This window comes from Coralloluteibacterium stylophorae (genome assembly GCF_018122625.2).
GTDB lineage: Bacteria > Pseudomonadota > Gammaproteobacteria > Xanthomonadales > Xanthomonadaceae > Coralloluteibacterium > Coralloluteibacterium stylophorae.
Map to the genome: position 1 here is coordinate 207,779 of NZ_JAGQFT020000006.1, position 25,953 is coordinate 233,731.

Annotated in this window: 32 protein-coding genes and 4 tRNA genes; 26 read left to right on the forward strand and 10 right to left on the reverse strand. The window is 67.8% G+C overall.

Features of this window, described 5'->3' with window-relative positions; all coding sequences use genetic code 11:
• Positions 1-183: 183 nt before the first annotated feature.
• The 10 genes from KB893_RS11015 to KB893_RS11060 form a co-directional block, all read right to left on the reverse strand.
• Positions 184-2,148, reverse strand: coding sequence for a peptidyl-prolyl cis-trans isomerase (locus KB893_RS11015; protein ID WP_211925790.1), 1,965 nt, complete (start codon positions 2,146-2,148; stop codon positions 184-186).
• A 115-nt stretch (positions 2,149-2,263) separates the two neighbouring features.
• Positions 2,264-2,340, reverse strand: a tRNA-Asp gene (locus KB893_RS11020).
• Positions 2,341-2,441: 101 nt separating this feature from the next.
• A tRNA-Asp gene (locus KB893_RS11025) sits at positions 2,442-2,518 on the reverse strand.
• Between the two features lie 46 nt (positions 2,519-2,564).
• Positions 2,565-2,639, reverse strand: a tRNA-Val gene (locus KB893_RS11030).
• Between the two features lie 13 nt (positions 2,640-2,652).
• Entirely contained in the window at positions 2,653-2,925 is a 273-nt protein-coding gene (locus KB893_RS11035; protein WP_211925791.1) for an HU family DNA-binding protein, read from the reverse strand.
• A gap of 227 nt (positions 2,926-3,152) precedes the next feature.
• A complete protein-coding gene (lon, locus tag KB893_RS11040) occupies positions 3,153-5,600 on the reverse strand; it encodes an endopeptidase La (protein WP_213173708.1) in 2,448 nt (815 codons plus the stop codon).
• Between the two features lie 271 nt (positions 5,601-5,871).
• Complete coding sequence (gene clpX, locus KB893_RS11045; RefSeq protein ID WP_211925793.1) at positions 5,872-7,155, reverse strand: ATP-dependent Clp protease ATP-binding subunit ClpX; 1,284 nt, start codon at positions 7,153-7,155, stop codon at positions 5,872-5,874.
• 103 nt (positions 7,156-7,258) lie between these two features.
• On the reverse strand, positions 7,259-7,882 hold the full coding sequence (gene clpP / locus KB893_RS11050) for an ATP-dependent Clp endopeptidase proteolytic subunit ClpP (RefSeq protein WP_211925794.1): 624 nt from the start codon (positions 7,880-7,882) through the stop codon (positions 7,259-7,261).
• Positions 7,883-7,959: 77 nt separating this feature from the next.
• Positions 7,960-9,255 carry a trigger factor gene (gene tig, locus KB893_RS11055; protein ID WP_213173709.1) on the reverse strand — a complete coding sequence of 432 codons (1,296 nt, stop codon included), beginning with the start codon at positions 9,253-9,255 and terminating at the stop codon, positions 7,960-7,962.
• A 112-nt stretch (positions 9,256-9,367) separates the two neighbouring features.
• A tRNA-Leu gene (locus KB893_RS11060) sits at positions 9,368-9,456 on the reverse strand.
• A gap of 241 nt (positions 9,457-9,697) precedes the next feature.
• Here KB893_RS11060 and KB893_RS11065 point away from each other — a divergent pair.
• The 26 genes from KB893_RS11065 (at position 9,698) to KB893_RS11180 (ending at position 25,868) form a co-directional block, all read left to right on the forward strand.
• Positions 9,698-12,121, forward strand: coding sequence for a DNA-directed RNA polymerase (locus KB893_RS11065; protein WP_211925434.1), 2,424 nt, complete (start codon positions 9,698-9,700; stop codon positions 12,119-12,121).
• A gap of 42 nt (positions 12,122-12,163) precedes the next feature.
• Positions 12,164-12,307 (forward strand): hypothetical protein, encoded by a 144-nt coding sequence (locus KB893_RS11070; protein ID WP_211925433.1) that lies wholly within the window; start codon positions 12,164-12,166, stop codon positions 12,305-12,307.
• The gene (locus tag KB893_RS18560) at positions 12,307-12,435 is read left to right on the forward strand and encodes a hypothetical protein (RefSeq protein WP_263858575.1); all 129 of its coding nucleotides are present in this window, start codon (positions 12,307-12,309) and stop codon (positions 12,433-12,435) included. Before KB893_RS11070 ends, KB893_RS18560 begins: the two co-directional genes overlap by 1 nt.
• Positions 12,435-12,716: a hypothetical protein gene (locus KB893_RS11075; protein WP_211925432.1), complete on the forward strand. Its 282-nt coding sequence runs from the start codon at positions 12,435-12,437 to the stop codon at positions 12,714-12,716. Before KB893_RS18560 ends, KB893_RS11075 begins: the two co-directional genes overlap by 1 nt.
• A complete protein-coding gene (locus KB893_RS11080) occupies positions 12,716-12,862 on the forward strand; it encodes a hypothetical protein (protein WP_211925431.1) in 147 nt (48 codons plus the stop codon). The genes KB893_RS11075 and KB893_RS11080 overlap by 1 nt, the downstream gene beginning before the upstream one ends.
• Positions 12,859-13,527 carry a hypothetical protein gene (locus KB893_RS11085; RefSeq protein WP_211925430.1) on the forward strand — a complete coding sequence of 223 codons (669 nt, stop codon included), beginning with the start codon at positions 12,859-12,861 and terminating at the stop codon, positions 13,525-13,527. The genes KB893_RS11080 and KB893_RS11085 overlap by 4 nt, the downstream gene beginning before the upstream one ends.
• Complete coding sequence (locus KB893_RS11090) at positions 13,511-13,951, forward strand: RusA family crossover junction endodeoxyribonuclease (RefSeq protein WP_211925429.1); 441 nt, start codon at positions 13,511-13,513, stop codon at positions 13,949-13,951. The genes KB893_RS11085 and KB893_RS11090 overlap by 17 nt, the downstream gene beginning before the upstream one ends.
• Positions 13,951-14,364, forward strand: a complete 414-nt coding sequence (locus KB893_RS11095) for a peptidoglycan recognition protein family protein (protein ID WP_211925428.1) — start codon at positions 13,951-13,953, stop codon at positions 14,362-14,364. Before KB893_RS11090 ends, KB893_RS11095 begins: the two co-directional genes overlap by 1 nt.
• Positions 14,315-14,707 (forward strand): helix-turn-helix domain-containing protein, encoded by a 393-nt coding sequence (locus KB893_RS11100; RefSeq protein ID WP_211925427.1) that lies wholly within the window; start codon positions 14,315-14,317, stop codon positions 14,705-14,707. Before KB893_RS11095 ends, KB893_RS11100 begins: the two co-directional genes overlap by 50 nt.
• Positions 14,704-14,877 carry a hypothetical protein gene (locus KB893_RS11105; protein ID WP_211925426.1) on the forward strand — a complete coding sequence of 58 codons (174 nt, stop codon included), beginning with the start codon at positions 14,704-14,706 and terminating at the stop codon, positions 14,875-14,877. Before KB893_RS11100 ends, KB893_RS11105 begins: the two co-directional genes overlap by 4 nt.
• Entirely contained in the window at positions 14,864-16,510 is a 1,647-nt protein-coding gene (locus KB893_RS11110; protein ID WP_338026932.1) for a toprim domain-containing protein, read from the forward strand. The genes KB893_RS11105 and KB893_RS11110 overlap by 14 nt, the downstream gene beginning before the upstream one ends.
• 16 nt (positions 16,511-16,526) lie before the next feature.
• Positions 16,527-16,754, forward strand: coding sequence for a hypothetical protein (locus KB893_RS11115; RefSeq protein ID WP_213173710.1), 228 nt, complete (start codon positions 16,527-16,529; stop codon positions 16,752-16,754).
• Positions 16,751-17,356 (forward strand): Gabija anti-defense Gad2 family protein, encoded by a 606-nt coding sequence (locus tag KB893_RS11120; RefSeq protein ID WP_211925424.1) that lies wholly within the window; start codon positions 16,751-16,753, stop codon positions 17,354-17,356. Before KB893_RS11115 ends, KB893_RS11120 begins: the two co-directional genes overlap by 4 nt.
• Positions 17,357-17,360: 4 nt before the next feature.
• On the forward strand, positions 17,361-19,214 hold the full coding sequence (locus KB893_RS11125; protein WP_211925423.1) for a DNA polymerase: 1,854 nt from the start codon (positions 17,361-17,363) through the stop codon (positions 19,212-19,214).
• Positions 19,196-19,531 carry a hypothetical protein gene (locus KB893_RS11130; protein ID WP_211925422.1) on the forward strand — a complete coding sequence of 112 codons (336 nt, stop codon included), beginning with the start codon at positions 19,196-19,198 and terminating at the stop codon, positions 19,529-19,531. Before KB893_RS11125 ends, KB893_RS11130 begins: the two co-directional genes overlap by 19 nt.
• Before the next feature lie 8 nt (positions 19,532-19,539).
• Entirely contained in the window at positions 19,540-19,692 is a 153-nt protein-coding gene (locus tag KB893_RS11135) for a hypothetical protein (protein ID WP_211925421.1), read from the forward strand.
• Positions 19,689-20,174, forward strand: coding sequence for a hypothetical protein (locus tag KB893_RS11140; protein ID WP_211925420.1), 486 nt, complete (start codon positions 19,689-19,691; stop codon positions 20,172-20,174). Before KB893_RS11135 ends, KB893_RS11140 begins: the two co-directional genes overlap by 4 nt.
• Positions 20,171-20,392 carry a hypothetical protein gene (locus tag KB893_RS11145; protein ID WP_211925419.1) on the forward strand — a complete coding sequence of 74 codons (222 nt, stop codon included), beginning with the start codon at positions 20,171-20,173 and terminating at the stop codon, positions 20,390-20,392. Before KB893_RS11140 ends, KB893_RS11145 begins: the two co-directional genes overlap by 4 nt.
• The gene (locus KB893_RS11150) at positions 20,389-21,195 is read left to right on the forward strand and encodes a phage exonuclease (protein WP_338026933.1); all 807 of its coding nucleotides are present in this window, start codon (positions 20,389-20,391) and stop codon (positions 21,193-21,195) included. Before KB893_RS11145 ends, KB893_RS11150 begins: the two co-directional genes overlap by 4 nt.
• Positions 21,192-21,392, forward strand: coding sequence for a hypothetical protein (locus tag KB893_RS11155; protein ID WP_211925418.1), 201 nt, complete (start codon positions 21,192-21,194; stop codon positions 21,390-21,392). Before KB893_RS11150 ends, KB893_RS11155 begins: the two co-directional genes overlap by 4 nt.
• Positions 21,393-21,418: 26 nt before the next feature.
• The gene (locus KB893_RS11160; protein WP_211925417.1) at positions 21,419-21,949 is read left to right on the forward strand and encodes a deoxynucleotide monophosphate kinase family protein; all 531 of its coding nucleotides are present in this window, start codon (positions 21,419-21,421) and stop codon (positions 21,947-21,949) included.
• A gap of 64 nt (positions 21,950-22,013) precedes the next feature.
• Entirely contained in the window at positions 22,014-22,244 is a 231-nt protein-coding gene (locus tag KB893_RS11165) for a hypothetical protein (protein WP_211925416.1), read from the forward strand.
• A 7-nt stretch (positions 22,245-22,251) separates the two neighbouring features.
• Positions 22,252-22,377 (forward strand): hypothetical protein, encoded by a 126-nt coding sequence (locus KB893_RS18565; RefSeq protein ID WP_263858576.1) that lies wholly within the window; start codon positions 22,252-22,254, stop codon positions 22,375-22,377.
• Positions 22,370-23,914, forward strand: coding sequence for a portal protein (locus tag KB893_RS11170; RefSeq protein ID WP_211925415.1), 1,545 nt, complete (start codon positions 22,370-22,372; stop codon positions 23,912-23,914). Before KB893_RS18565 ends, KB893_RS11170 begins: the two co-directional genes overlap by 8 nt.
• A gap of 175 nt (positions 23,915-24,089) precedes the next feature.
• Complete coding sequence (locus KB893_RS11175) at positions 24,090-24,842, forward strand: capsid assembly protein (RefSeq protein ID WP_211925414.1); 753 nt, start codon at positions 24,090-24,092, stop codon at positions 24,840-24,842.
• 75 nt (positions 24,843-24,917) lie between these two features.
• The gene (locus tag KB893_RS11180) at positions 24,918-25,868 is read left to right on the forward strand and encodes a major capsid protein (RefSeq protein ID WP_211925413.1); all 951 of its coding nucleotides are present in this window, start codon (positions 24,918-24,920) and stop codon (positions 25,866-25,868) included.
• Positions 25,869-25,953 lie beyond the last annotated feature (85 nt).

Here is a 25,953-nt window from a genome sequence, read left to right on the forward strand (position 1 = left end):
TCCGCCGCTCGCTTGGCGGGCGGACGCAACGTCGCATCCCGCGGATGGGCCAGCGTGCGCCGTGCCGGCAGGCCTGCCGTCGGCGTCGGCGTCGGCGTCGGCGTCGGCCGATCCTGCCTCCGGCTTCGCCTGCGCGACCGCCGCCAGCGGATCCGCGTCCGCCGACGGCATCGCCCGCACCGGTCAGCGCAGGCGGTCGGGGTGGGTGCTCACCCTGTACTGCCGGCGCAGCGCCTCGAGATAGGCGCGGACTTCCACCGCGCCGTACGCGCCGGCGAGCTGGTTGCGCAGCATGTCACGCATCGGTCCCTGGATGGCGGACAGGTCGCCGGCGCCGACTTCGGTCACGCCGACCACGGCGTAGCGGTCGCCGACACGGGCCAGGCCGTAGCTCGCCGCACCCTCCTCCGGCTTGGGCAGGTCGAACGCGGCCCGCACCAGCTCCGGCGCCGGCGACGCGGCCGAGCGGCCGACATCGTCCGCCTCCTGCAGTGCCAGGCCTTCGGCCTCCGCCAGGGCGGGCAGGTCCGCGCCCTCCTGCGCGCGCGCCAGCAGGGCCTCGGCACGCGCCTGCGCCGCCTCCGCCCGTCGCTCGGCGAGCAGATCGTCCTGGACCTGCTCACGGATCTGCTCGAGCGGGCGTGGCGTCGCCGGCTTCTGGTCGCGCACGCGCACCAGGACGATGTGCTGCGGACCGAGCTCGATCGGGTCGCTCACCTGCCCCTGCAGGCCGGCCTCCGAGAACGCCGCCTGCTGCACGTCGGCATTCGCGGCGATGCCTTCGCCTTCGCCACGCGCGAACAGCGGCGTCGTCTGCAGCTTCACGCCGGCTTCGGCCGCGGCCGGCGCCAGGCTGCCGGGGTCCTGGTACACCTGGTCCATGAGCCGCCCGCTGAGTTCGCTGAAGGCCTGCTGCCGCGCCTGGGTCACCGCCTCGCTGGCGAGGCTGTCGCGGACCTCATCGAACGACTCGCGGTCGCCCTCGCGGACCTCGCGCAGCTGGATGACGTGCCAGCCTTCGGCGGTGCGCACGGGATCGCTGACCTGGCCGGGCTCGAGCGCGAACAGCGCATCGTCGAACGACGCCTCGGCGATGCCGCGTTCCAGCCAGCCCAGGTCGCCACCGGCGGCCTTCGAGCCCAGATCGTCCGACGCCTCGCGCGCCAGCGCCGCGAAGTCCGCACCTTCGGCGCGCGCCTGTTCGGCCAGCGCCGCCGCCTCGCCGCGCGCGGCGTCCTCCGCGGCGGCGTCCGCGTCGGCGGGCACCGCGACCAGGATGTGCGACACCAGGCGCTGGTCGGCCTCGACGAAGCGCCCGGACTCCTCCTCATAGCGCTGGCGCAACTCGTCCTCGCCCGGCACCGCCGGCTCCGGCAGCGTCGAGCCGTCGATTTCGACGTACTCCAGCGCGACCCGGGCCGGCTGCATGTAGCGGTCGGCATGGGCGTCGTAGAAGGAGGCGACATCCTCCGCGGACGGTGCCGGCACCTCTTCTCCGGCCGCGACCTCGACCCACTGCAGGTCGCGCTGCTGGCCGCTGATGCGCAGGAAGTCCTCGGCCTGGCCGGCGTCGACCAGCGTCGTCCGCGAGATCTCGCTGGGCAGCAGCTGCACCTGCAGGTCCTCGCGCACGCTGCGCTCGAAGCCGAGCGGCGTCATGCCCGCGCCCATCAGGGCCATGCGGTACTGATTGGAATCGAACCTGCCGTCGATCTGGAACACGACCTCGTTGGCGATCTGCTCGCGCACCAGCGCATCCGGCACCAGCAGTCGGCGGCGCTCGACCTCGAGGCGCAGCAGCTGCTCGTCGACCACGCGCTCGAGCAACTGCAGCCGGGTGTCGTCGCTGTCGAACTGGCGCGGGTCGAAGCGCTCGCCCATCTGCTGCTGCATCTGCTGCCGATAGGTCTGGTAGCGGCGCTGGAAATCCTGCTGCGACACCTCGCGCTGCTCCCACAGCAGGCTGAGCGGCCACGCGTGGGGAGCGGACGGCCACCACTCCGGCGGTGCCTCGACGCGTGCGACCGAGGTATCCCCCGCCCCCGAGACGTAACTCTGGAGCCCGACGAAGGCGAACGGGATGATCAGCAGGCCGATGATGACGACGGCGACCCAGCCGGTCGTCTTCTCGCGGAGCTTCTGCAGCATGTGTTGACGCGCCGGTAACGAAACGGAACTGGCGATTCTAGCGCACCGCCGGGCCTGCCCGCGCGGCAGGCGCCAACGAAAAAGGCGCCCTTTCGGGGCGCCTTCTCGACAACTATGGCGGAGTGGACGGGACTCGAACCCGCGACCCCCGGCGTGACAGGCCGGTATTCTAACCGACTGAACTACCACTCCGCGTCGGTACTGCCACCGGCCTGCGCCGGCTTCTGGTGCTGCTTCGACGATGCGCCTCCGGCGCTTCATCGAGTAGGACGCCATGAGGACGTCCCCGTAGGTGGCGGAGTGGACGGGACTCGAACCCGCGACCCCCGGCGTGACAGGCCGGTATTCTAACCGACTGAACTACCACTCCGCGCTTGAGGTATTGCCCGTCGGCCGCAGCCGACGGTCCTGCATCTTGGTGGGCGCTGAGGGTTTCGAACCCCCGACCCTCGCCTTGTAAGGGCGACGCTCTACCGCTGAGCTAAGCGCCCTGAGCGAAGTTGATCAGTTTACAGCGTCCTTGAGGGCTTTGCCAGCCTTGAAGGCGGGGTTCTTCGACGCCTTGATCTTGATCGTCTCGCCGGTCTGCGGATTGCGGCCGGTACGTGCGGCACGCTTGCGTGCCTCGAAGGTGCCGAAACCGACCAGCGTCACCGTCTCGCCCTTCTTGAGCGCCTTGGTCACCGTGGCGACGAATGCATCGATGGCACGGCCGGCGTCCGCCTTGGAGAGATCGGCGCTCTTGCAGATGCTGTCGATGAGCTCGGACTTGTTCATTCTTTTGACTCCTGCGCGAGGTGGGCCCGCGATGTGTTTTGGGAACCGGTGGTGGCCTGCAAACGACATCCCCCGAGGGCCACCGGATCGACTGGAATCGCCTGCCGCGACCGGCCTGCGATTGCGGGCGATTTATAGCAGCGTCCCCACTACCCCGCAACCGAAAAACCGCGCCGTGGCGCGGTTTCCGGAGCGTCGGGAGCGCTTGACTTCGCGCGCGGAACGCGTCAGTGCGGACGCACGTTCGCCTGCGGATCGGAGGTACCGCCTTCGCCCTCGACGACCGCTTCCGCATCCTGTCCGGCGGACTTCTCCACCGGGCGCAGCGGACGCTCGAGCGCGATGTCGAGCACCTGGTCGATCCACTTCACCGGGATGATCTCCAGCCCCTGGGTGACGTTCTTCGGGATGTCGGCCAGGTCCTTCTGGTTCTCGTCGGGAATGATCACCGTGCGGATGCCGCCGCGCAGCGCGGCGAGCAGCTTCTCCTTCAGTCCGCCGATCGGCAGCACGCGACCGCGCAAAGTGATCTCGCCGGTCATCGCCACGTCCGCGCGCACCGGGACCTTGGACAGCACCGACACCAGCGCGGTGACCATGCCGATGCCCGCGCTCGGACCGTCCTTCGGGGTCGCCCCCTCGGGCACGTGCACGTGGGTGTCGTTGTGGCGATGGAACTCGACGTCCAGGCCGAAGCGCTCCGCGCGCGAGCGCACCACCGACAGCGCTGCCGACACCGATTCCTTCATGACGTCGCCGAGCTGGCCGGTGACGATGAGGTTGCCCTTGCCGGGAACGAGCGTCGCCTCGATCTGCAGCAGGTCGCCGCCGACCTCGGTCCACGCCAGCCCGGTGACCTGGCCGATCTCGTTCTCCTGCTCGGCGCGACCGAAGTCGTAGCGCCGCACGCCGAGGTACCTGTCCAGGTTCTTGGACGTCACCTGCACCGTGCCGGATTTCGCCTTCGCCTTCTTCAGCGCCTCCGGGCCGGCCAGCGCCAGCTCCTTGACCACCTTGCGGCAGATCTTGGAGATCTCCCGTTCCAGGTTGCGCACGCCGGACTCGCGCGTGTAGTAGCGCACGATGTCGCGCAGCGCGGAGTCGGCGATCCTGAGCTCCTCCGGCTTGAGGCCGTTGCTCTTGACCTGCTTGGGCACGAGGTAGCGCGTGGCGATGTTGAGCTTCTCGTCCTCGGTGTAGCCGGGGATGCGGATGACCTCCATGCGGTCGAGCAGCGGCCCCGGAATGTTCAGCGAGTTCGCCGTGGCGATGAACATCACCTCCGACAGATCGAGATCGACCTCGAGGTAGTGGTCGTTGAAGCTGTTGTTCTGCTCCGGGTCCAGCACCTCCAGCAGCGCCGAGGACGGATCGCCGCGGAAGTCCATCGCCATCTTGTCGATCTCGTCGAGCATGAACAGCGCGTTCTTGCTGCCGACCTTCGACAGGTTCTGCACCACCCGCCCCGGCATCGAACCGATGTAGGTGCGCCGATGGCCGCGGATCTCGGCTTCGTCGCGCACGCCGCCGAGCGCCATGCGCACGAACTTGCGGTTGGTCGCCTTGGCGATCGACTGGCCGAGCGAGGTCTTGCCGACGCCGGGCGGACCGACCAGGCACAGGATCGGCCCCTTCATCTGCTTCACCCGCGACTGCACGGCGAGGTACTCGAGGATGCGGTCCTTGACCTTCTCCAGACCGTAGTGGTCGGCATCCAGCACGTCCTGCGCCGCCTTGAGATCGCGCCGTACCTTGGTGCGCTTCTTCCAGGGCACGCCGACCAGCCAGTCGATGTAGTTGCGCACGACGGTCGCCTCGGCGGACATCGGCGACATCTGCTTGAGCTTGTTGAGCTCGGTGCGCGCCTTGGTCTCGACGTCCTTGGGCATGCCTGCCCCGGCGATCTTGCGCGCGAGCTCCTCGAGCTCGTTCGGCGCGTCCTCGAGCTCGCCGAGCTCCTTCTGGATCGCCTTCATCTGCTCGTTGAGGTAGTACTCGCGCTGCGACTTCTCCATCTGCGACTTGACCCGGCCGCGGATGCGCTTCTCCAGCTGCTGCACGTCGATCTCGCCGTCGACGAAGCCGATCAGCATTTCCAGGCGGGCCCCGACCTCGAGCGTCTCCAGCAGGGTCTGCTTGTCCGCCAGGCGGATGCCGAGATGGGCGGCGATGGTGTCGGCAAGGCGGCTCGGGTCCTCGATGCCCGACAGCGTCGCCAGAAGCTCCGGCGGGAGCTTGCGGTTCATCTTCACGTACTGCTCGAACAGCGACATCAGCGAGCGGACGGTGACCTCGATCTCGCGCTCGTCGCGCTCGTAGTCCGACTCGACCTGGCGACCCGACGCGGTCAGCGCGCCCTCGCGCTCGCCGAAACCGTCGAGCACCACGCGCTCGCTGCCCTCGACCAGCACCTTGATGGTGCCGTCGGGCAGCTTCAGCAGCTGCAGCACCTGGGCGAGCGTGCCCACGCGGAACAGGTCCGCGGCCTGCGGGTCGTCGGTCTCCGGGCTCTGCTGCGCGACGAGCAGGATCTGCTTGTCGGCATCCATGGCCATGTCGAGCGCCTTGATCGACTTCTCGCGACCCACGAACAGCGGGATGACCATGTGCGGGTACACGACGACATCGCGCAGCGGCAGCACCGGCAGGTCGAGCGCTTCGTTCTGCTTTTGCATCTGGGACTCCTGATTGGTGCGCGGCCGATGCGGAGGGACGGCGGGCCGCGCGGCGCGAAGCGCCACTGGCGGGGAGATGGGGGCGGCGGCCCACCACGCAAGATGGAGACTGACGCGCGCGGTCGGTCCGCGACAAGCGCATTCATGTCGCGCCGGCGTGAGGCGCCGCCGGCGCTTCCCCAGGCGGCCGCGCAAGCGCCGGCCACGCAAAGAAAAAGGCCGCCGCCCTGGGGCGACGGCCTTCCGGTTCGTCCGGACCGTTCGTCGGCGCCTACTCGGACGCAGCCCGCGGCTGCTGGGTCGGCGTGGAATAGATGAGGTAGGGCTCCGCCCGCTGCTCGATGACCGATTCGTCCACCACCACCTTGCTGACGTCGTCCAGCGAGGGCAGCTCGTACATGGTGTCCAGCAGCACGGATTCGATGATCGTGCGCAGGCCGCGCGCACCGGTCTTGCGCTTGAGCGCCTTGCGAGCGATCGCCGCCAGCGCATCCGGCCGGATCTCCAGCTCCACGCCCTCCATCTCGAACAGCTTCTTGAACTGCTTGGTGACCGCGTTCTTCGGCTCCAGCAGGATCTTGACCAGCGCCTTCTCGTCCAGCTCCTCGAGCGTCGCCACCACCGGCAGGCGGCCGACGAACTCGGGGATGAGGCCGAACTTGATCAGGTCCTCGGGCTCGGCATCGGCCAGCAGCTTGCCGATGTCGGCCTTGCGGTCCTTGCTCTTGACCTGGGCACCGAAGCCGATGCCGCCGGAGTCGCTGCTGCGCTGCTGGATGATCTTGTCCAGCCCCGCGAACGCACCGCCGCAGATGAAGAGGATGTTCTTGGTGTCGACCTGCAGGAACTCCTGCTGCGGATGCTTGCGCCCGCCCTGCGGCGGCACCGACGCGACCGTACCCTCGATCAGCTTCAGCAGGGCCTGCTGCACGCCTTCGCCGGACACGTCGCGCGTGATCGACGGGTTCTCGCTCTTGCGCGAGATCTTGTCGATCTCGTCGATGTAGACGATGCCCGTCTGCGCCTTGTCGACGTCGTAGTCGCACTTCTGCAGCAGCTTCTGGATGATGTTCTCGACGTCCTCGCCGACGTAGCCGGCCTCGGTCAGCGTCGTGGCGTCGGCGATGGTGAACGGCACGTTCAGCAGGCGCGCCAGCGTCTCGGCCAGGAGCGTCTTGCCCGAGCCGGTCGGGCCGATCAGCAGGATGTTGGACTTGGCGAGCTCGATGTCGTCGTTCTTCTGACGGCTCTCGATGCGCTTGTAGTGGTTGTACACGGCCACCGACAGCGTCTTCTTCGCGCGCGGCTGGCCGACGACGTACTGGTCGAGCACGTCCATGATCTCGCGCGGCTTCGGAAGATGGCTGCGTGCGGCCTGCGCCTTCTCCTCGAGCTCCTCGCGGATGATGTCGTTGCAGAGCTCGACGCACTCGTCGCAGATGAAGACGCTCGGCCCGGCGATCAGCTTGCGCACCTCGTGCTGGCTCTTCCCGCAGAAGGAGCAGTAGAGGATCTTGCCGCTGTCGCTGGAACGGCCCTGGCGCTCGTCGGTCATCGCACGTAGCCCCGCTGGTGATGGTTCGGTCTGGAGGGTAGCACAGGCCCCACGGCGCTCCGCCGCGGGGCTGCGAGGGGCATCACGCCCATTGCGAGCTGGTTCAAGCCGGGGTCACGCTCTCGTCCTGGCGGCGCTCGATCACCGAGTCGACCAGGCCGTATTCCTTCGCCGCGTCGGCGCTGAGGAAGCGGTCGCGGTCGGTGTCCCTGGCGATCTGCTCGATGTCCTGCCCGGTGTGCTGGGCGAGGATGGCATTGAGCTTCTCGCGCAGGGTCAGGATCTCGCGCGCGTGGATGTCGATGTCGCTGGCCTGGCCCTGGAAGCCGCCGAGCGGCTGGTGAATCATCACCCGCGAATGCGGCAGGGCGTGACGCTTGCCGGCGGCGCCGGAGGCGAGCAGCAGCGCACCCATGCTCGCCGCCTGGCCGATGCAGATCGTGCTCACGTCCGGCTTGATGAACTGCATGGTGTCGTAGATCGCCATGCCGGCCGTGACCACGCCGCCGGGCGAGTTGATGTAGAGGCTGATGTCCTTGTCGGGATTGTCGGCCTCGAGGAACAGCATCTGCGCGACGATCACGTTGGCCACGTGGTCGTCGACCGGGCCCACCAGGAAGATCACGCGCTCCTTGAGCAGGCGCGAATAGATGTCGTAGGCGCGCTCGCCGCGGCTGGTCTGCTCGACCACCATCGGCACCAGGTTCAGGGCCTTGGGGGGAATCATGTCGTTCGTCGCTCCGGTTGGGGATGACCAGCCCTGGCGGCACCGGCCGGGATGGCCGGCACCGCGGATGCGACACCTTACTGCGGGCGCATCAGCTCGTCGAAGCTCAGCGTCTGCTCGGTGACGTCGGCATGCTCGGCGACCCAGTCGACCACCTGCTCCTCCATCACCCGCGTCTGCAGGCTGGACATCAGCTGGGGGTCCTGACGGTAGAGTTCAACGACCTGCTGCGGCTCTTCGTAGGTCGAGGCGATCAGACTCAGCGTCTCGCTGACGCGCTTGGGGTCGAGCCGCAGGGCGTTCTGCTGCGCGATCTCGCCGAGGATCATGCCCGCGGCCACGCGACGCTGCGCCGCCTTCAGGAAGTTCTCGTGGGAGATCTTCTCGCCCTGACGCCCGCGCTGCGCGGCCTGCTGCTCGGCCTGGCGCGCCATGCCGCGCGCCTCGGACTCGATCAGGCGCGGCGGGAACTCGACGTTGCCGAAGTTCTCGACCAGCTTCTCGACCACCTCGGCGCGCAGGCGGTTCATCAGCGCGCCCTTCAGCTCGCGCTCCAGGTTCGCGCGCACGTCCTTGCGGAACTGCTCGATGTCGCCGGACTTGATGCCGAAGCTGCGGATGAACTCCTCGTCCACGGCGGGAAGGTCGGGCTCCGACACCTGGTCGACCTTCACGTGCACGGTCGCGGTCTTGCCGGCGAGCTCGGGAACGCGCCAGTCGGCCGGGAACTCGACGCTGGCATCGGCCTCGTCGCCTGCCTTCAGGCCACGGATCGCCGCTTCCATCGCCGGCAGGAGCACGCCCGAGCCGAGGATGGTGGTACCGCGCTCGGCGCCTTCCGGCGGCAGGCGCACGTCGCCGGTGCTCGCGCTGCTCTCGATCTGGACCAGGTCGCCGTCCTGCACGGCGCGCTCGACCTGCTTCCAGCTGCGGCGCTGCAGACGCAGGGTCTCGATCATCTGGTCGACGTCGGCGTCGCTGACGCTGGCCGTCGGCCGGGTCACGGCGACCTTGCTCACGTCGATCGCGCCGAGATCCGGAATCACCTCGAAGGTCGCGGTGTAGCGGATCTCCTGGTCGGTGTCGGTCGCCTTCTCGATCTGCGGCGCGGCGGCGGGACGCAGCTGCTGCTGGGCCAGTGCCTCGTTGAGGCTCTCGCGGACGATCTCGCCCAGCGTCTCGGCGCGCACCTGCTTGCCGTAACGCTGCTCGATCACCTTCTGCGGCACCTTGCCCGGGCGGAAGCCCTTGATGCGCGCCGAGCGCGCCATGTCGCGCAGACGCGAGCCGACCTGCGACTGCAGGCGCTCGCCCGGCAGGCTGACGGTGAGACGGCGTTCGTGGTTACCGACCTGTTCGACCGAGACTTCCATTGCATGCTCCTGACCGCGCTGGACGCGGGACCCGTTCTTCAACCCGGCGCCGATCGCCCGGGCACAAAAAAACCCGCGGAGGTCGGTCGCCCCGCACCCCGCAAGACCTCGCTGGTGCGAAAGGAGAGACTCGAACTCTCACGGGTTTCCCCACTGGAACCTAAATCCGGGGGAAACGAACCGCCAATCATACGCTTACGCGGCCTAGTGACGCAACGGGTGACGTAGAGGTGACATGAGGTGACGCGGCAGGTGACACGCACAATTAGTGCTTGCTCGTGATGGACCTCCTCCGCCCTCCCCTGTGGTGTACCTTTAGTCACCCTACAAGAGACCTACAGAACCCCTAGGTCTCCCAAGGAACCCAATTCGACCGTGGCCCCTCTTCGGAGGGGCTGCGCCTCGTTTTGTCTAGTCAATCCCACAAGTGAGAACATTGCAGATGAGCAACCACGACCTGATCGCGCGGCAGCACGCCCTCGAGGAGGAGTCGATCCGCATGGGTGCCGAGGCATACGAAAGGGACCGCGAGCGGCGAGAGGAGTCCGAGATGGCGCCTGGGCGCCGTCTGATCCGCGAGACCATCCAGCCGATGATCGAGGCCCTGAACGTGTTCGTGGCCGAGGCGTCCTCCGGAAGGGCTGGTCGCCGCCACTCCGCGATCAAGTACCTCCGCGAGATCGACATCCCGACCCTCGCCTTCTTGACCGTCTCCCGCTGCGTGGACCACCTCGCCCTCGGCGAGTCGCCTGCCACCCGCGTCGCCATGAACCTCGCCCTCGCCATCGAGGACGCCGTGAACCACGCCGGCTTCGCAGAGAAGCATCCCGGCCTCTACAAGCTCGCGCAGCGCGCGGTGCAGAAGTCCACGTCGGCTCGGCACTCCAAGGCGGTGATGAACAACGCCATCTCCAAGACCGACATGGCGTCGTTCTCCTTCCCTGAGGGAGAGGGCGTGATCGTCGCGATGAAGCTGATCGAGGTCTTCGCCGAGACCACCGGAATGCTGGAGATGCGCCTGGTGAACCGCGGTTCCGGAGCTGCGCGCAAGTCGAAGATGGTGATCGAGGGCAACGAGAAGCTGATGGAGTGGCTCGACGCGGCACACCGGTCAGCAGCGAACGTTTGCCCGGTCTCCCTCCCCATGCTGATCCCGCCGCGGCCTTGGGGGCCGGGGCAGCCTGGAGGCTACCTGCGGCCCGTAGCGGCGCGCGCGAAGCTCGCCCGCGTCCGGAACAAGGCATACCTGAACGAGCTGGCCCTGGCGGACATGCCGTTGGTGTATGAGGCGGTCAATACGATCCAGAACACCCCCTGGCAGATCAACGCCTCCGTGCTGGACGTGATGCTGGAAGCCTGGGAGGCGGGCGGCGGTCTCGGCGGACTCCCCTCCAGGGAGCTTCAGGACCTCCCGCCGAAGCCCCTGGGCCTCGTCGAGAACGGCGAACTCTTCAAGAAGGAACACCCCGAGGAGTTCACCGATTGGAAGCGCCGCGCCTCCGCCGTCCATGAGAGCAACGCCCGCAACACGAGTTCCCGCATCGCGGCCGCGACCCGGCTTCAGGCCGCGCGCCGCTTCCGTGACGAGCCGGCGATCTACTTCCCTCACTCCCTCGACTTCCGTGGGAGGGTCTACCCCCTCACCGTCTCGCTCACCCCTCAGGGTGACGACCCGACCAAGGCGCTTCTGCGGTTCGCCGAAGGGAAGCCGCTGGGTTCCGAGGGTGCCAAGTGGCTCGCCGTCCACGTCGCGAACCTGTTCGGCGTGGACAAGGTGCCCTTCGAGGAGCGCATCGCTTGGGTGCGGAAGAACGAGGAGCTGATCCTCGACTCCGCCCTTGATCCCCTCGACGGCCGTCGCTTTTGGGAGACCGCCGATTCTCCGTGGTGCGCCCTGGCGGCGTGCTTCGAGTGGCTCGGCTACTCCCTCCAGGGCGAGGACTTCGTGTCGCACCTCCCCATCGCGCTCGACGGCTCCTGCAACGGCCTCCAGAACTTCTCGGCGATGCTTCGGGACGAGGTAGGCGGCGCAGCCACCAACCTGATGCCCCGCTCGCACCCGGCTGACATTTACACCGAGGTAAAGACGGTGGCCGAAGGGCGCATTCGAAAGGACGCAGAGGGCGGCTGTCCGCTGGCGGCGGCGTGGGACGGGCGGCTGACCCGCTCGATGGTCAAGCGACCGGTGATGACCCTTCCCTACGGCGTGACCTCCAACGGGATGCGCGGGCAAATCCTCGACCAGATGAAAAAGGACGGGATGGATGACTCCTTCGAAATGGCGGGGTACCTCGGGAAGGTCCTGTGGGAGTGCGTCGGGCAGGTCGTCATCGCGGCGGCCGAGGCGATGGCGTGGCTCCGGGCCGCGGCGAAGGTCGTCTCGGCAGCGGACCTCCCGATCTCGTGGACGACGCCAGCCGGATTCCCTGTGCTCCAGGAGTACCGGGAGGACATCGGCGAGGTAGTGAACGTCCACCTGGGGGGCAAGCGAGTTCAATTAGTGCTGACTCGTGATGGAACCAAACTCGACCGCCGCCGGCAGGGTGCCGGCATCTCCCCCAACTTCGTCCACTCCTGCGACGCATCGCACCTGATGCTTACCACCGTCCTCGCGAAGGCCAACGGCATCACGGACTTCGCGATGATCCACGACTCCTACGGCACCCACGCGGCCACCACCGGCATCCTGGCGTCCGCCCTCCGCGAAGCGTTCATCGAGCAGTACGAGCGTGACGTGCTGGGGGAGTTCCGGGACGCCCTGGTCGCCCAGGTACCCCCCGAGATCGCGGCAGACATCCCGCCGCTTCCACCGACCGGCAAGCTGGACCTGAGCCTCGTGCGCGAGGCGCGGTATTTCTTTGCCTAGTCAATCCCACTTCTGCAACCGTCCCACTTCGAGGAATAGATCGTGAACCTCACCTACTTCCAGAACTCCCCGACCTCCTTCTTCCACTCCGCGGTCGCCCCGGACGGGACGGTCGTCGCCACCCAGCGCAACGACGAAGCGTTCGCCGACTTCGTGAGCCGCGCGCGCGACCTGGTGGGCGGCTGATGGGTCGGAGCTACTCCCCGGTCCACGGCAACGTGTGGGCTCTCCAGCATCCCCAGGAGAGCCTCGACCTGTTCGACGGGCGCGTCCGCGCCCTGCGCGCGGACCTGAGCGGCACGGGCGAGGGCTGATGTCCGAGCAGGCTGTCCGTGATCGCCTCTTCTCCCGCCCGGCCACCGTGGCCGCGGACGGGGCGATGCAGGTCATCACCGCGCTCCAGTGGACCGAGCCGGCGGCGCAGGTCATCGCCTGTGCCACCGCGCTCGACTCCTACTGCGCCGAGCTGGGCCTCGACCCGCGCGAGGTCCTCTCCGTGGTCGGCCGCATGAAGGCCGACTGCCGCTTCCGCCATCTGCGCACGTTCGATGCCGTCGCGGCCTTCGTGCGCAACGAGGTGCGACCGCACCTCTGATGCTCCGCCAATTCGCTTCCGCAGCCGACGACGCGCTGCGCGAACTCGGCCGCCTCTCCACCCCGGAGATCGCGGCCGCCCTGGACACCCCCGACAACCCGGAGGTGCCCCAGCGGGACCTCCGCACCACTGAGGAACCCGCATGACCGACATCCTGAACGCGAAGGCCAAGACCTTCTTCTCGCCCCGCGGCAACGCGCGCTTCCCGAAGCTCAACGAGCCGGACACCAAGTTCGACGCGAACGGCGTCTACGAGACCGGCGTCCTCTTCGAGGAGGGCGAGGAGGCGTGGGACAAGCTGATCCAGCAGCTCACCGACTACCGCGACGAGTGCTTCGCCGCGTGGAAGTCCGAGAACCCCGCCAAGGCCCGCAAGGCCCAGCTCGCCGACATCGCGGTCGAGGAGACCGACAAGGAGGGCGAGCCGACCGGCAAGCACTACATCAAGGTCAAGATGAAGGCATCCGGCGTCGCCAAGCGCACCGGCAAGCCGTTCACCATGAAGCCGACCTTCTTCGACGGCCGGAAGCAGCAGATCAAGGTCGCACCCGCCATCGGCGGTGGCTCCGAGGTCCGCGTCTCCTTCACCCCGCGCTGGTACTTCGTGGACAGCTCGAAGCAGTTCGGCCTGTCCCTGTCCCTCAACAGCGTCCAGCTCATCCGCGTGGTCGAGCCGGGCGGTATGGCCGACTCGAGCGGCTTCGAGGAGGAAGAAGACGCCGACGAGATCGCCGAGGGCACCCCGGCCGCCGCGGCCGGCTTCTCGGACGACGGCGCCGAGGCCGAGACGGACGGTGACGAGGACTTCTGATCCGCTCGCGAGGCTGATCGAAGCTGCGAGGGGGGCGACGCTGGTCGCCTCTCTCGACTTCCCCTTCGAGCCCGCGCCCGCCTCCCGCCCCCGCGTCTCCAAGTGGGGCACCTACTTCTCCGGCGCCTACAAGACGTGGCGCGAGACGGCCGCGGCGCACCTTGCGCCTGGCGCCACCGGCCTCGAGGCCGATGAGCCACTGCTGGTCGTCCACGAGTCCATCTGCAAGCGCCCCAAGACCACGAAGAAGAAGTGGCCGAAGGGCGACGTGGACAACCACGTAAAAGGGCCGCTCGACGCCATCACCAAGGCGACCGGCTGGTGGACGGACGACGACCAGATCGTCCTCCTGCTGACCGCCAAGCGATTCGCCGCGCCGGGAGAGGAGCCGCACACCGCGGTCTCGATCTACCGATGCGGCTGATGAAGCTCGAGGCCCCCTCGGTCCTCTTCGTCACCGCGACGATGACCTCGCCCACCGTCAGCGCCGACCTCGGCGCCGAAGGCGTGGCCCTCATGCACCGCCGCCAGGGCTTCAGCCAGATCGCGGCGCACTACGTCATCAAGCGGGACGGAACGGTCGAGCCCGGTCGCCCCCTCGACACCCCCGGCGTCCTTGCCGGCCCCCGGAACACCTCCGCCATCCAGGTCCTCCTGATCGGCGGAGTGAACCGGTCCCTCGAACCCACGCACGACTTCACCGCCGCGCAGCTCTCCGCATTGGAGGGCCTGCGGCTCTCCCATGCCCTGCCCGTCGAGTACGGCCGGGACTACCCGAGGAACCCCGATGAAACTTTCCAAGCAGGCCGTCACGGTCCTTCAGCACCTCCGGCGTGAGCCGCACCTGACCTCCTGGCAGGCCGAGGGCGTCTACCGCATCCGCCGGCTCGCCTCGCGCATCGACGAGCTACGCGCGCTGGGCTACGAGGTCGTCAAGGAGACCAAGGAAGACGCCACCGGCCAGCGGTACACCCGCTACGGCCTGAGCCGCCGGCAGAAGCGTGTGGTGACCCCGATCCTGCCCCAGCGGCAGCCGAAGGTCCTCTACACGGAGGCGCAGGTCCGCGCGGCGTTCGACGCCTTCTACGACCACCTCCCCGAGGCGGTGAAGGAGGCGTATTGGGCGGCGAATCTTGGCCGCTACCCCTCCTTCAAGTCCTGCCTGGAGGCCGCACGATGAGCCGCCAGCAGCAGACCGCCGTCGCCTCGACCATGCGCGAGGCGTTCTCCAAGGCCGCGCGCGCGGCCGCTCCCTCGTCCCTCCAGGGCGAGATCAAGCGCACGCTGAAGCGCGGCGCGGGCCTCCGCCGCCGCAAGACCATGTGGTCCGTCACCCGTGGCGGACGCTGATTCCGAGCTGATCGGAAAAGGCCCCTGCGAAGACTGCGGTAGCTCGGACGCCTGCGCGTCCTACAGCGACGGCCACACGTTCTGCTTCTCGTGCGGCGTCCACCACAAGGGGGAGGGTGCAACGCCCTCCCCCGCCGCATCCGCGCCGAAGGCCAAGGGCGAGTTCCTCCGCGGCGAAGCGAAGGCCCTCGCCAAGCGCGGGATCACCGAAGAGACCTGCCGCAAGTACGGCTACCTCACGGGCGACCACAACGGCAAGACGGTCCAGATCGCCAACTACCGGCGCGACGGGCAGCTCGTGGCGCAGAAGGTCCGGTACAAGCCGAAGCCGGACGGCAAGAAGGACATGAGCGTCCGCGGGGACCTGAAGGGCGCCGGCCTGTACGGCCAGCACCTGTGGGAGCCCGGCCGCCGCGTGGTCATCACCGAAGGAGAGATCGACGCGCTGACGGTGGCCCAGGTCCTCAACCTCCGCTGGCCGGTCGTCTCGGTCCCCAACGGCGCGCAAGGCGCCGCGAAGGCCATCAAGGCCGAGATCGAGTGGCTCGAGCAGTTCGAGTCGGTCGTCCTGATGTTTGACATGGACGAGCCGGGCCAGGAAGCGGTCGCCGAGTGCGTCCGCCTGTTCTCGCCGGGCAAGTGCAAGGTCGCGCAGCTCCCCCGGAAAGACCCGAACGAGATGCTCCAGGCCGGCGATACCGAGGGCATCGTCACCGCCATCTGGCAGGCACAGACCTACCGACCGGATGGCATCGTCGGGTTCAGCGACCTTCGCGACCGCGCCCTTAAGCCGGTCGAGCAGGGACTCCCGTGGCCGTGGGATCGGATGAACGACCTGACCTACGGCCGCCGGTACGGCGAGGTCTACTTCCTCGGCGCAGGCACGGGTGTAGGCAAGACCGACGTGTTCACCGAGATCATCGCCTACACGGCGGTGGACCTCGGCGAGAAGTGCGGCCTGTTCTACCTCGAGCAGCCGCCGGTCGAGACCGCAAAGCGGGTCGCCGGCAAGCTCGCCGGCAAGCGGTTCCACGTTCCGGACGGAAGCTGGACAGCCGAGGAGCTGACCGAGGCGTTCGACCGCGCCGCGGCGACCGGGAACCTGCACCTCTACGACCACTTCGGCTCGACCGAGTGGGACGTGATCCTCTCGAAGATGCGCTACCTCGCCGTCAACGAGGGCGTGAAGCACTTCTTCCTGGACCACCTCACCGCGCTCGCGGCGGAGGCCGAGGACGAGAAGAAGGCGCTCGAGGAAATCATGGCGCAGATCGCCGGCTTCGCTCAGGAGCACGAGGTCTGCTTCTACGGCATCAGCCACCTCGCCACGCCCGAGAAGGGCAGCCACGAGGAAGGCGCGCGCGTGACGATCCGGCAGTTCAAGGGTTCGCGCGCAATCGGCTTCTGGTCGCACTTCATGTTCGGCCTTGAGCGCGACCAGCAGGCGGAAGACCCCATCCGCCGCAGCACCACCACCTTCCGGTTCCTCAAGGACCGCCTCACCGGCCAGTCGGTCGGTGAGGTCATGTACCTCCGCTACGACACCACCACCGGGCGCCTCTCCGAGGCCCCGCCTCCCTCCGATGACGACGCCTCCGGGTTCCCGGACGAAGGCGACGACGCCCCTTTCTGACCCTCAAGGACTCCCCATGAAGATCATCGTCAATGCCGTGCTCCTGACCCTCGGCCGCGGCAACGTGGCCGATCTCGTCTCGTCGATCTCGGCCAACATGAAGGCGCGCGCCGCGCGCGCCGAGGACCGCTCCTGCGCCATCGCGGACAAGGCGATCCGCCAGCTCGCCAAGGCCGACGCGCTGAATGCCGACGCCCAGCGCGACCGCCGCATCGCCTTCCGCTTCGAGGAGCTGGCGCAGTGATCGGCTTCGACCCGGCCAGCCTCCTCACCTTCGTCTGGAACTACCTGCCGTGGTCCGTGCGCATGAGCGCGTTCCTCGGAGGCGGCGCGTTCCGCTCCCTGTATGACCAGACGACCATCAAGGACTTCGACCTGTTCTTCCCGACGCACGGGGACTTCCTCGCGGCGCGCGATGCCTTCGACAGCGACGAAGAGTTCAGCCGCGTCGAGAACGAAGGCGACGCCCTCTATCCCTGCTACGTCCACAAGGACCTGCCGAACACGCCGTTCAACCTGATCGGGTTCCGACACCACGCGGACATGCTGGAGCTGGCCGAGTCGTTCGACTTCCGCTGCTGTGGGTTCGCCGGCTACGTGTTCGCTGGCGAGGCCAAGTTCTGCGCTGTCCCCGGCGCCGAGGACGACGCCCGCGACCGCAAGCTCCGCGTCATGAACCCCCAGGCGGCCCCTCGGTTCCTGCGGCGCGCGCGGCGATACGTCGAGACCTACGGGTACGACTTCATCGACGAGACGCTGATCGACAGCCGCTACGAGGTCTACGCGCGGCGCCTGCCGCAGACCTGCCCGCAGGGGCACCCCTCGGGTTCCTCGGGAGACCGCTGACCCCTTGGCTCTCCTGTGGGACATCGAGACCGATGGCCTCCTCGAGCAAGTCACCCGACTCCACTGCATCACGATCCACGACACGGAGTCGGGTCGCTGGTATCGGTCCTCGCCTGATGGGCGGGGGCCGGTCCAGCCGGGGGACCTTCGGGTCACCCACGAGGAGGCCCTCGCGATTCTCGCTGCCGGCGAGCTGATCGTCGGTCACAACATCATCGCTTACGACATCCCGGTCCTCCGCAAGCTCTACCCCGAGTGGAGCCCGACCGGCGTCGTCCGCGACACTCTGACCATCTCCCGCCTCATCTGGACGAACCTTCAGGAGAAGGACGGGAAGTTCCGCAAGCGGTACCCGGACATGCCGGGCTACCTCGTCGGCGGCCACTCCCTCGAAGCCTGGGGCTGGCGCCTCGGCGAGTGGAAGGGCGACTACTCCAAGGAGATGAAGGAGAAGGGGCTCGACCCCTGGGCGGAGTGGAACGTCTCGATGGACGACTACTGCCGTCAGGACGTGCAGGTCACCCTGAAGCTGTGGGCGCTGATCCTCTCGAAGGACTACAGCGAGGAGGCCATCCAGCTCGAGCACGATGTCGCGCCGATCCTGCTGCGGCAGGAGCACTACGGCTTCGGCTTCAACGAAGCCGCGGCGGAGGAGCTGGTCCTCAGGCTGACCAAGCGCCGCCTCGAGATCGAAGCGGACCTCCAGGTCGCCTTCCCACCGTGGCAGGCGAAGGACGGCAAGCCGCTCATCCCCAAGCGCGACAACAAGGCCAAGGGCTACGTCAAAGGCGTCCCCTTCCAGAAGTGGAAGACCGTCATCTTCAACCCGGCCTCCCGCGCCCACATCGAGGACCGCCTCAAGGCGAAGTACGGCTGGAAGCCGAAGGAGTTCACGGACAACGGCTCAGCGAAGATCGACGAGAAGGTCCTGAAGGCTCTCAAGTACCCCGAGTCCGCCCTGCTCTGCGAGTACCTCCTCCTCGAGAAGCGCCTGGGCCAGGTGTCGGACGGGAAGCAGGCGTGGCTCAAGGTCGTCCGCAAGGGACGCATCCACGGCCGCGTGAACCAGAACGGCGCCGTGACGGGCCGCATGACCCACATGGCGCCGAACGTGGCCCAGGTGCCGAAGTGCGGCGTGCCCTACGGCTCCGACTGCCGCGGCCTCTTCGGTCCTGCGAACCGGATCGTCAACGGCATCCGGAAGGTCCTGGTCGGCGCTGACGCCTCCGGCCTCGAGCTGCGCTGCCTCGCGCACTACATGGCGAAGTGGGACCACGGCGAATACGCCAAGGTCATCCTCGAAGGCGACATCCACACGGTCAACCAGACCGCGGCCGGCCTGCCGACCCGCGACAACGCGAAGACCTTCATCTACGCCTTCCTCTACGGAGCGGGCGACCAGAAGATCGGGTCGATCATCGGCAAGGGCCGCGCAGCCGGTAAGGCGCTGAAGCAGACGTTCCTGAAGGGCCTTCCGGCGCTCGGGAAGCTGCTGGCCGCCGTGGAGTCCTCGACGAAGCGCGGGTACCTGCGGGGCCTCGACGGGCGCCATCTGCACGTCCGCAGCGCGCACAGCGCCCTCAACACGCTGCTGCAATCCGCGGGCGCCCTGGTGATGAAGAAGGCGCTGGTGATCCTCGACTCGCGCCTCCAGGCGCGCGGCTACGTGCCGGGCGAGCACTACGAGTTCTGCGCCAACGTCCACGACGAATGGCAGATCGAGTGCAACGAGGACATCGCCGAGGAGATCGGCCGGGCCGCACGGGCCGCCATCCGCGCCGCGGGTGACCACTTCGGATTCCGGTGCCCGCTCGACGGCGAGCACAAGGTCGGATCGACGTGGGCGGAGACGCACTGACCGCCGTATCCCGGAGGCTCGTCAGGCAGACGAAGTATCGGGCACGCAAGCGGGGCATCGAGTTCGACCTCACCCACGAGGACGTGCCGATCCCCGCTTGCTGCCCCGTGCTCGGGATTCCGCTGTACCGCGCCATCGGCGCCAAGGCCCAAGGGCCGAACAGCCCCTCGCTCGACCGCATCGACCCGAACCGCGGGTACGTGCGCGGGAACGTGCTGGTCGTCTCCAGCAAGGCCAACTCCATCAAGAACAACGCGACGCCGCGAGAGCTGCTTCAGGTCGCGTGCTTCTACCAAGAGCACCTCAACCAACCATAGGAGGCCGCATGAGCGAGCCGAGTGACACCGTGACGATCCCGCGCGAGGAGTACGAGGAGCTGCTGGAGGACCAGCGGTTCATCGAGGCGCTCCGAGCAGCAGGCGTGGACAACTGGGACGGGTACGACTACGCCCTCGAAATTTTCCAGGAGGGTCAGTGACCCTCCGCGCCCTCCTCCCCTACCTCCTCACCCTCCTCTGCGCCGCGGTCCTCTTCGGCTCCGGCTACCACCTCGCTGACTCCCTCAACGACTCCTCCGCGCGTGCTGATGCCGCGGAGGGCCAGGTCGCGGAACTCGAGGTCGCCCTGGCGAACGCCGAGGCGACCGAGCGCGTGGTCACGAAGTACGTGGACCGCGTGGTCGAGGTGCAGGGGCAGACCCACACCGTCATCAAGGAAATCCCCGTCTATGTCACTCGCGAAGCTGACGCTCGCTGCGTCGTTCCTCGCGGCTTTGTGTGGCTGCACGACGCCGCAGCCGGCCTATCGGCCCTACCCGAATCCGCCGGAGATGCTGATGCGCCCGCCGAAGGCGTTGGACTCTCTCGAGTCGCCGAAGTCGTCGGAGGGAACTACGGCACCTGCCGGGAAACCGCAGAACAGCTCAGGGGGCTCCAGGAATGGGTAAGGAGCCAGCAGTGAAGTTCTGCAAGGACTGCGCGTTCTTCAGGAACGACACGATGTCTAGCTGGTGCCGCCGGCGCGTGGAGACACGGACGAGTTCCGTGAACGGAGAGCCGTTCGAGGTCGGGGAAGTACACGCACACGGAGAGCGGGAGCGGCCCTACCTCTGCGGCCCCGATGCCGTCCACTTCAAGCCGAAGCCGACGCTCTGGCAGCGGCTCACCGGGAAGGGGTGACCTCCACCCTCGTGATCGACGCCGACGTGCTGCGGTACCAGATGGCATTCGCCAACACGTCGAAGGTCGCGTGGGATGACGGGGACGAACCCGTCGAAGTGATCCAGGAGGACAAGGCTCTCGCCGAGGTTGACGACTTCATCGACGACCTCATGCGGCGCTTCGGCGCCGACGACTTCGTTCTTCCCCTGAGCTGCAAGCGGCACAACTTCCGCAAGGACGTGTTCCCGACCTACAAGTCCGGGCGCCACGCCAAGCCGAAGCCCGCGTTGTGGGCCGTCATCGACGAGCACCTCAACACCAAGTACGCCTCGAAGCTGATGGTCCGGGACTCGCTGGAAGGCGACGACATCCTGGGCCTCCTGGCGACCCATCCGAACCCGAAGCGCGCGCCGGGCAAGCGGCTGATCGTCAGCATCGACAAGGACCTCCAGACGATCCCCTGTCGCCTCTGGAACCCCTCGAAGCCCGACATCGCCCCTCGGGTCATCACGCCGCACGACGCGGACCTCTACTGGATGAAGCAGACCCTCACGGGCGACTCGACCGACGAGTACCCCGGCTGCCCCGGTATCGGCCCGAAGAAGGCGGACGCCGCCCTCGTGGCGGTCTCTGAAGCACTGCGCGACGCCTCCGCGGAGGAGCACCTCGCTGCCCTCTGGCAGGCCGTGGTGCAGACCTACGAGTTCAAGGGGCTCACCGCGGAAGACGCCCTCACCCAAGCCCGCTGCGCCCGGATTCTCCGGCACGGCGACTACGACTACGCGACCGGAAAGGTCGCTCTCTGGAGTCCTCCGAAATGAGCATCGTCCTCCTGTTCGTCACCCTCATCGCCTTCTTCGGTCTCGGCCTCAGCACGATCTTCTGGATCGGGTTCTGGGACGGGTTCCTCCGTGCCAGTCCCTACGGCAAGGAACTTCTGATCGACAGCCTCACCGGCCGCGCCTTCGGCATCCCGATCATCTGCGCGCTCTGGCTGATCGCCTACTTCGCCCTCTGACCTCCCTCAACTCCCTCAGGAACCCTATGAACATCATCGGCATCACCGGCAAGGCCCGCACGGGCAAGGACACCCTGGCGGAGTACCTGGTCTCGGACCACGGCTACGTCCGGATCGGCTTCGCCGATCCCATCCGCGAGTTCGTGGCGGAGCTGACCGGCTTCTCGGTCGAGCAGCTCATGGACAGCTCCCTCAAGGAGCAGCCCATCGACTGGCTCGGCGGCAAGAGCCCGCGGGAGCTGATGCAGACGCTCGGGACCGAGTGGGGTCGGCAGATGGTCCACGAGGACCTGTGGCTCCTGGTGGCGCACATGCGCGTCCGGGCGGCTCGCCAGGCCGGCGCTCCGGGCGTGGTCATCTCCGACGTGCGCTTCGACAACGAGGCGCAGTTCGTCCAGGAACTCGGCGGCCGCGTGGTCGGCCTGACACGCGCCGAGGCGCAGTCGGTCAGCGCGCACGTTTCGGAGTCCGGCGTGGCCCCGGAGCTGGTGTCGGAGACCTTCGAGAACGACGGTCCGCGGTACCTGCTGCGTCAGTTCGCCGACGATCTCGCCTGATCGAATTACTGCTTCCTCGTGATGGAAAACGCCCGCGTAAGCGGGCGTTCTTCTTGGAGTCCCAATGACCCGCATCCCCTACCACGCCGAAGACCTCATCGCCGAGCTGGACCGGCAGTACCCCGAGGTCATCTACGACCCCCTGGAACCCCGCGAGGAGTTCCTCCTCAAGTCCGGCGAGCGCCGCCTCGTCGTGCAGCTCAAGCATCGGCTCCGGCACGACCGCGAAGACGCCGAGGACAACTACAGGAGCCTCCATGTGCAAGACCAGGAAGCCGAAGGAGAAGGATACTAAGCCGGCCGTGCTCTACACGGCCCGCGACGGCCAGTCCGCCAGCGAGTACCGCACGGGCAGCCGCGAAGACCTTCGGATCGACCTCAACCGCCGGACCTCCGGCAGCGCCCTCGTGATCCCCACGGGTGGCTGAAGGCACCGATTACGTCTCGGCCAAGTCCCGGTACGAGACGCTGAAGTCCCGCCGCACCGCGGCGACGACTCGCGCCAAGGCGTGCGCCGACCTGAGTCTCCCGAAGCTGTACCGCGAGGATGGCGACCGGAACGCACGCTCCGCGGCGCGCACCCCCATGCAGAGCACGGGCGCCAAGTGCGTCAACGCGCTCACCGGCCGAACCCTCTCGGCCATGTTCCCGCCGAACGCTGCGCCGTTCCGGCTGTCCCCGGACGCCGATACGGTCTCCAAGCTGGCCGAGGATGCCGGAGTGGAGCGCGGGGAGGTCGAGACGGCCCTCGCCGAAGTCGAACGCACCATCGTCAACGAGTTCGAGACGGCGCAGATGCGCCCGGCCTGCCACCTCTCCTTCCAGCACGGCATTGTCGCCGGCAACTTCCTGTTCTACGTCCCCGACGAGGGGCCGCCGAAGGTCTACCCGGTCACCCGCTTCGTGTGCGAACGCGACGGCCTGGGCCAGCCGCTCGAGATGGTCACCGTAGACACGATCACGGCCGACGCACTCGACGACGCGACCCGGACGGCCGTCCAGCTCGAGCGCCCGGAGCCCGGCGCAGACCGCGACCCCATCGACCTCCACACCCGCATCGTCCTCGTCGAGGACAAGTGGGAGTGCTACCAAGAGGTCAACGGCCACATGGTCCCCGGCTCGGACGGTAGCTACCCGAAGGACGAGTGCCCGTGGATCGCCGTGGCGGTCCCGGTCTCCGACAGCGAGGACTACGGCGCCGGGGTCTTCTTCGACTACCTCGGGGACTTCACGACCCTCGAGGCGCTCCGCAAGGCCATCCGCAAGGGTGCCGCGGCTGCTGCGAAGATCCTCTACGCCCTCGATCCGGGCTCTCCGGTCCGCGAGAGGCAGATCACCGAGGCCGAGTCCGGCGCCATCGTGCGCATGAAGGCGACCGACCTCTCCACCGTCAGCCTCGACAAGCTCAACGACTTCCGCTTCGTCACCGAGTCCGCCGACCGCATCCAGCGGGACCTCGAGCAGGTCTTCGGCGTCCGCACGTCGATCCAGCGGAACGGCGAGCGCGTCACGGCCGAGGAGATTCGCTACCTGGCGATGGCGCTCGACGAGACGATGGGCGGCTTCTACTCCCTGCTGGCGGAGGCATTCCTCCTGCCGCTGGTGAAGCGCCTCATCGCGCGGCTCCAGAAGCAGGGCCGGCTCCCCGAGTTCCCTCCGGGAGTCCTGAAGCCCCGCATCACAGTCGGAACCGCCGCCCTGGGCCGCGGCCACGACCTCCAGCAGCTCGTCGGGTTCGTCGAGGCCGCCAAGGCCGCTGTCGGTCCCGAGGAAGTCGCGCGTCGCCTCAACGGCGCCGAGCTTCTCGCCCGTTTCGCCGCGGCAGCCGACGTGTCCCCGAAGGGCCTCATCCGCTCCGACGAGGAGCTGGCCGAAGAGCAGGACAACACCGCACTCAATGAGGGCCTGATCCGCGCTGCCCCGCAGCTCGCCCAGGCCGCCATGCAACCCCAAGGAACCCCCTGATGCCGCGAAAGAAGCCCGAAGCGGTCGCCCAGGCCCCGGCACCAACGACCGCGCCGGAGCCGGTGACCCCGGCCACCCCGCCGGCACCCGCATCCACTCCTCAATACCCCAAGGGCGCTGAGGTCCGCGTGCTCCCCAACGGGACCACCGTCATCAACTACATGGGAACCGGCCGATGAACGAAGCAACCTCCGTACAGCTCACCGCCGACGACGAGGCGCAGTTCCGCGCCGACACCACGCGCGCCGCCGAGGCGTCCGCCAAGGGCGAGCAGGCGCCGCCGGAGTCCGAGAAGGACGAAACGGAAGTCGAAGGCGCGCCAGAAGGCGGCGAAGGTACTGAGGGGTCGGAAGGCTCCGAAGGTGACCTGAAGATCGACGAGCCCGCCCCGTCCGACGACGAGGCGCGCAAGCAGGTCGCGGATGCCGGACTCGATTGGGACGCCCTCAACGGCGAGTACGCCGAGAAGGGTGGCCTGAGCGACGACACCTACGCGGCCCTCGAGGCCAAGGGCATCCCGCGGAAGGCCGTGGACCGCTACATCGCCGGCACCATCGCCGAGAACGAGCGGTTCCTCTCGGCCGTCCAGGAGCCGGTCGGCGGCGCCACGGGCTACGCCGAGCTGGTCAAGTGGGGCGCCTCGAACCTGAGCCCCGCCGAGATCACCGCCTACAACAAGGCCGTGGAGTCGAACGACACCGCGACCGCCAAGCTCGCCGTGGAGGGCCTGAAGGCCCGGATGGAGAAGGCCAAGGGCAAGACGCCCGGCCTCATCAATGGCAAGGGCGGTGGCGGCGGTTCGTCCGTCAAGCCGTTCGCCTCGCAGTTCGAGGTCACCAAGGCCATGAGCCACCCCGATTACCGCCGTGATCCGGGGTACCGGGCGAAGGTCCAGGAACGCCTGAAGGCGAGCCAGAACCTCTTCTGAGCTTCACCCAACCCAACCCCTGAAGCCCCGCGGCTGTGCGGGGCTTCTTCATTTCCAGACAAGGAACACTGATACATGACCGACGCAATCGTCTCCCGCCTGGGTCAGGTGAAGCAGGCCGGCGCCGAAGACGCCCTGTTCGTCCAGGTCTTCACCGGCGAAGTGCTGACCGCCTTCCAGGAGAACTACAAGCTCGACGGCCGCGTGACCGTCCGCAACATCACCCAGGGCAAGTCCGCCTCGTTCGCCGCCATCGGCATCTCGGACGACGCGGCCTACCACGTCCCCGGCACCGAAATCCTCGGCGGCACGGTCGATCACAACGAGGTCATCGTGACCCTCGACCCGGTGATGACCAGCTCGAAGTTCCTGGCCGACATCGACGAAGCGCAGAACCACTACGAGGTCCGCGCACCGTACAGCGCCGCGATGGGTACCGAGCTGGCGCAGAAGCGGACCTTCAACGAGCTGTCGTGCGTCGCCCAGGCTGCGCGTACCGAGGAAGGCCCGGTCTCGGGTCAGCCGGGCGGCGCCGTCATCAAGAACGCCGCGATGGCGACCGACGCCTACGTGCTGGCGAACGCCTTCAAGCAGGCGCGCCAGGTCGGTGACGAGAAGAACTGGCCCGAGCGCAACGGCACGGGCGCCCTGCCCCCGGCGCAGTATTACCTGCTGACCGAGAACAAGGACCTGATCCACAAGGACATCACCGCGGGCAGCTACGGCGACTACAACGAGGCGACCCTCCGCGCCATCGCGGGCTTCGACCTCCTGAAGCTGAACCTGTTCCCGAAGGGCGACCGCTCGGCCGACGCGAAGCTGCTGGCGAAGTACCGCCTCGACTTCAGCGACACCGTGGCGCTCATCTGGACGCCGGACGCCGTGGCGACGCTCCAGCTCATGGGCCTGGGTATGCAGATCGTCCCGCAGCCGCACCGCCTCGGCACCCTGATGATCGCCAAGTACGCGCTGGGCCACGGCCCGCTGCGTGCCGGCCAGGCCATCGAGCTGTCCAAGGCCGTCTAAGCCACCCGAGGGGCCTCCACCGTGAGGCCCCTCCTCCCTCTTTCTCCGACCCCGTGGTCTCCTAACCGAGCCTGCGGGGTTTTTT

Bases quoted from the DNA above. Each gene is read 5' to 3' on its own strand.
- KB893_RS11080 (WP_211925431.1), top strand. From the start codon at position 12,716: ATGCTCCGCCAATTCGCTTCCGCAGCCGACGACGCGCTGCGCGAACTC.
- KB893_RS11160 (WP_211925417.1), top strand. From the start codon at position 21,419: ATGAACATCATCGGCATCACCGGCAAGGCCCGCACGGGCAAGGACACC.
- KB893_RS11100 (WP_211925427.1), top strand. From the start codon at position 14,315: ATGAAACTTTCCAAGCAGGCCGTCACGGTCCTTCAGCACCTCCGGCGT.
- KB893_RS11165 (WP_211925416.1), top strand. From the start codon at position 22,014: ATGACCCGCATCCCCTACCACGCCGAAGACCTCATCGCCGAGCTGGAC.
- KB893_RS11035 (WP_211925791.1), bottom strand. From the start codon at position 2,925: ATGAACAAGTCCGAGCTCATCGACAGCATCTGCAAGAGCGCCGATCTC.
- KB893_RS18560 (WP_263858575.1), top strand. From the start codon at position 12,307: ATGGGTCGGAGCTACTCCCCGGTCCACGGCAACGTGTGGGCTCTCCAG.
- KB893_RS11105 (WP_211925426.1), top strand. From the start codon at position 14,704: ATGAGCCGCCAGCAGCAGACCGCCGTCGCCTCGACCATGCGCGAGGCG.
- KB893_RS11175 (WP_211925414.1), top strand. From the start codon at position 24,090: ATGAACGAAGCAACCTCCGTACAGCTCACCGCCGACGACGAGGCGCAG.
- KB893_RS11085 (WP_211925430.1), top strand. From the start codon at position 12,859: ATGACCGACATCCTGAACGCGAAGGCCAAGACCTTCTTCTCGCCCCGC.
- clpX (WP_211925793.1), bottom strand. From the start codon at position 7,155: ATGACCGACGAGCGCCAGGGCCGTTCCAGCGACAGCGGCAAGATCCTC.
- KB893_RS11115 (WP_213173710.1), top strand. From the start codon at position 16,527: ATGAAGATCATCGTCAATGCCGTGCTCCTGACCCTCGGCCGCGGCAAC.
- KB893_RS11180 (WP_211925413.1), top strand. From the start codon at position 24,918: ATGACCGACGCAATCGTCTCCCGCCTGGGTCAGGTGAAGCAGGCCGGC.
- clpP (WP_211925794.1), bottom strand. From the start codon at position 7,882: ATGATTCCCCCCAAGGCCCTGAACCTGGTGCCGATGGTGGTCGAGCAG.
- KB893_RS11015 (WP_211925790.1), bottom strand. From the start codon at position 2,148: ATGCTGCAGAAGCTCCGCGAGAAGACGACCGGCTGGGTCGCCGTCGTC.
- KB893_RS11065 (WP_211925434.1), top strand. From the start codon at position 9,698: ATGAGCAACCACGACCTGATCGCGCGGCAGCACGCCCTCGAGGAGGAG.
- KB893_RS11135 (WP_211925421.1), top strand. From the start codon at position 19,540: ATGAGCGAGCCGAGTGACACCGTGACGATCCCGCGCGAGGAGTACGAG.
- KB893_RS11155 (WP_211925418.1), top strand. From the start codon at position 21,192: ATGAGCATCGTCCTCCTGTTCGTCACCCTCATCGCCTTCTTCGGTCTC.
- tig (WP_213173709.1), bottom strand. From the start codon at position 9,255: ATGGAAGTCTCGGTCGAACAGGTCGGTAACCACGAACGCCGTCTCACC.
- KB893_RS11075 (WP_211925432.1), top strand. From the start codon at position 12,435: ATGTCCGAGCAGGCTGTCCGTGATCGCCTCTTCTCCCGCCCGGCCACC.
- KB893_RS11095 (WP_211925428.1), top strand. From the start codon at position 13,951: ATGAAGCTCGAGGCCCCCTCGGTCCTCTTCGTCACCGCGACGATGACC.
- lon (WP_213173708.1), bottom strand. From the start codon at position 5,600: ATGCAAAAGCAGAACGAAGCGCTCGACCTGCCGGTGCTGCCGCTGCGC.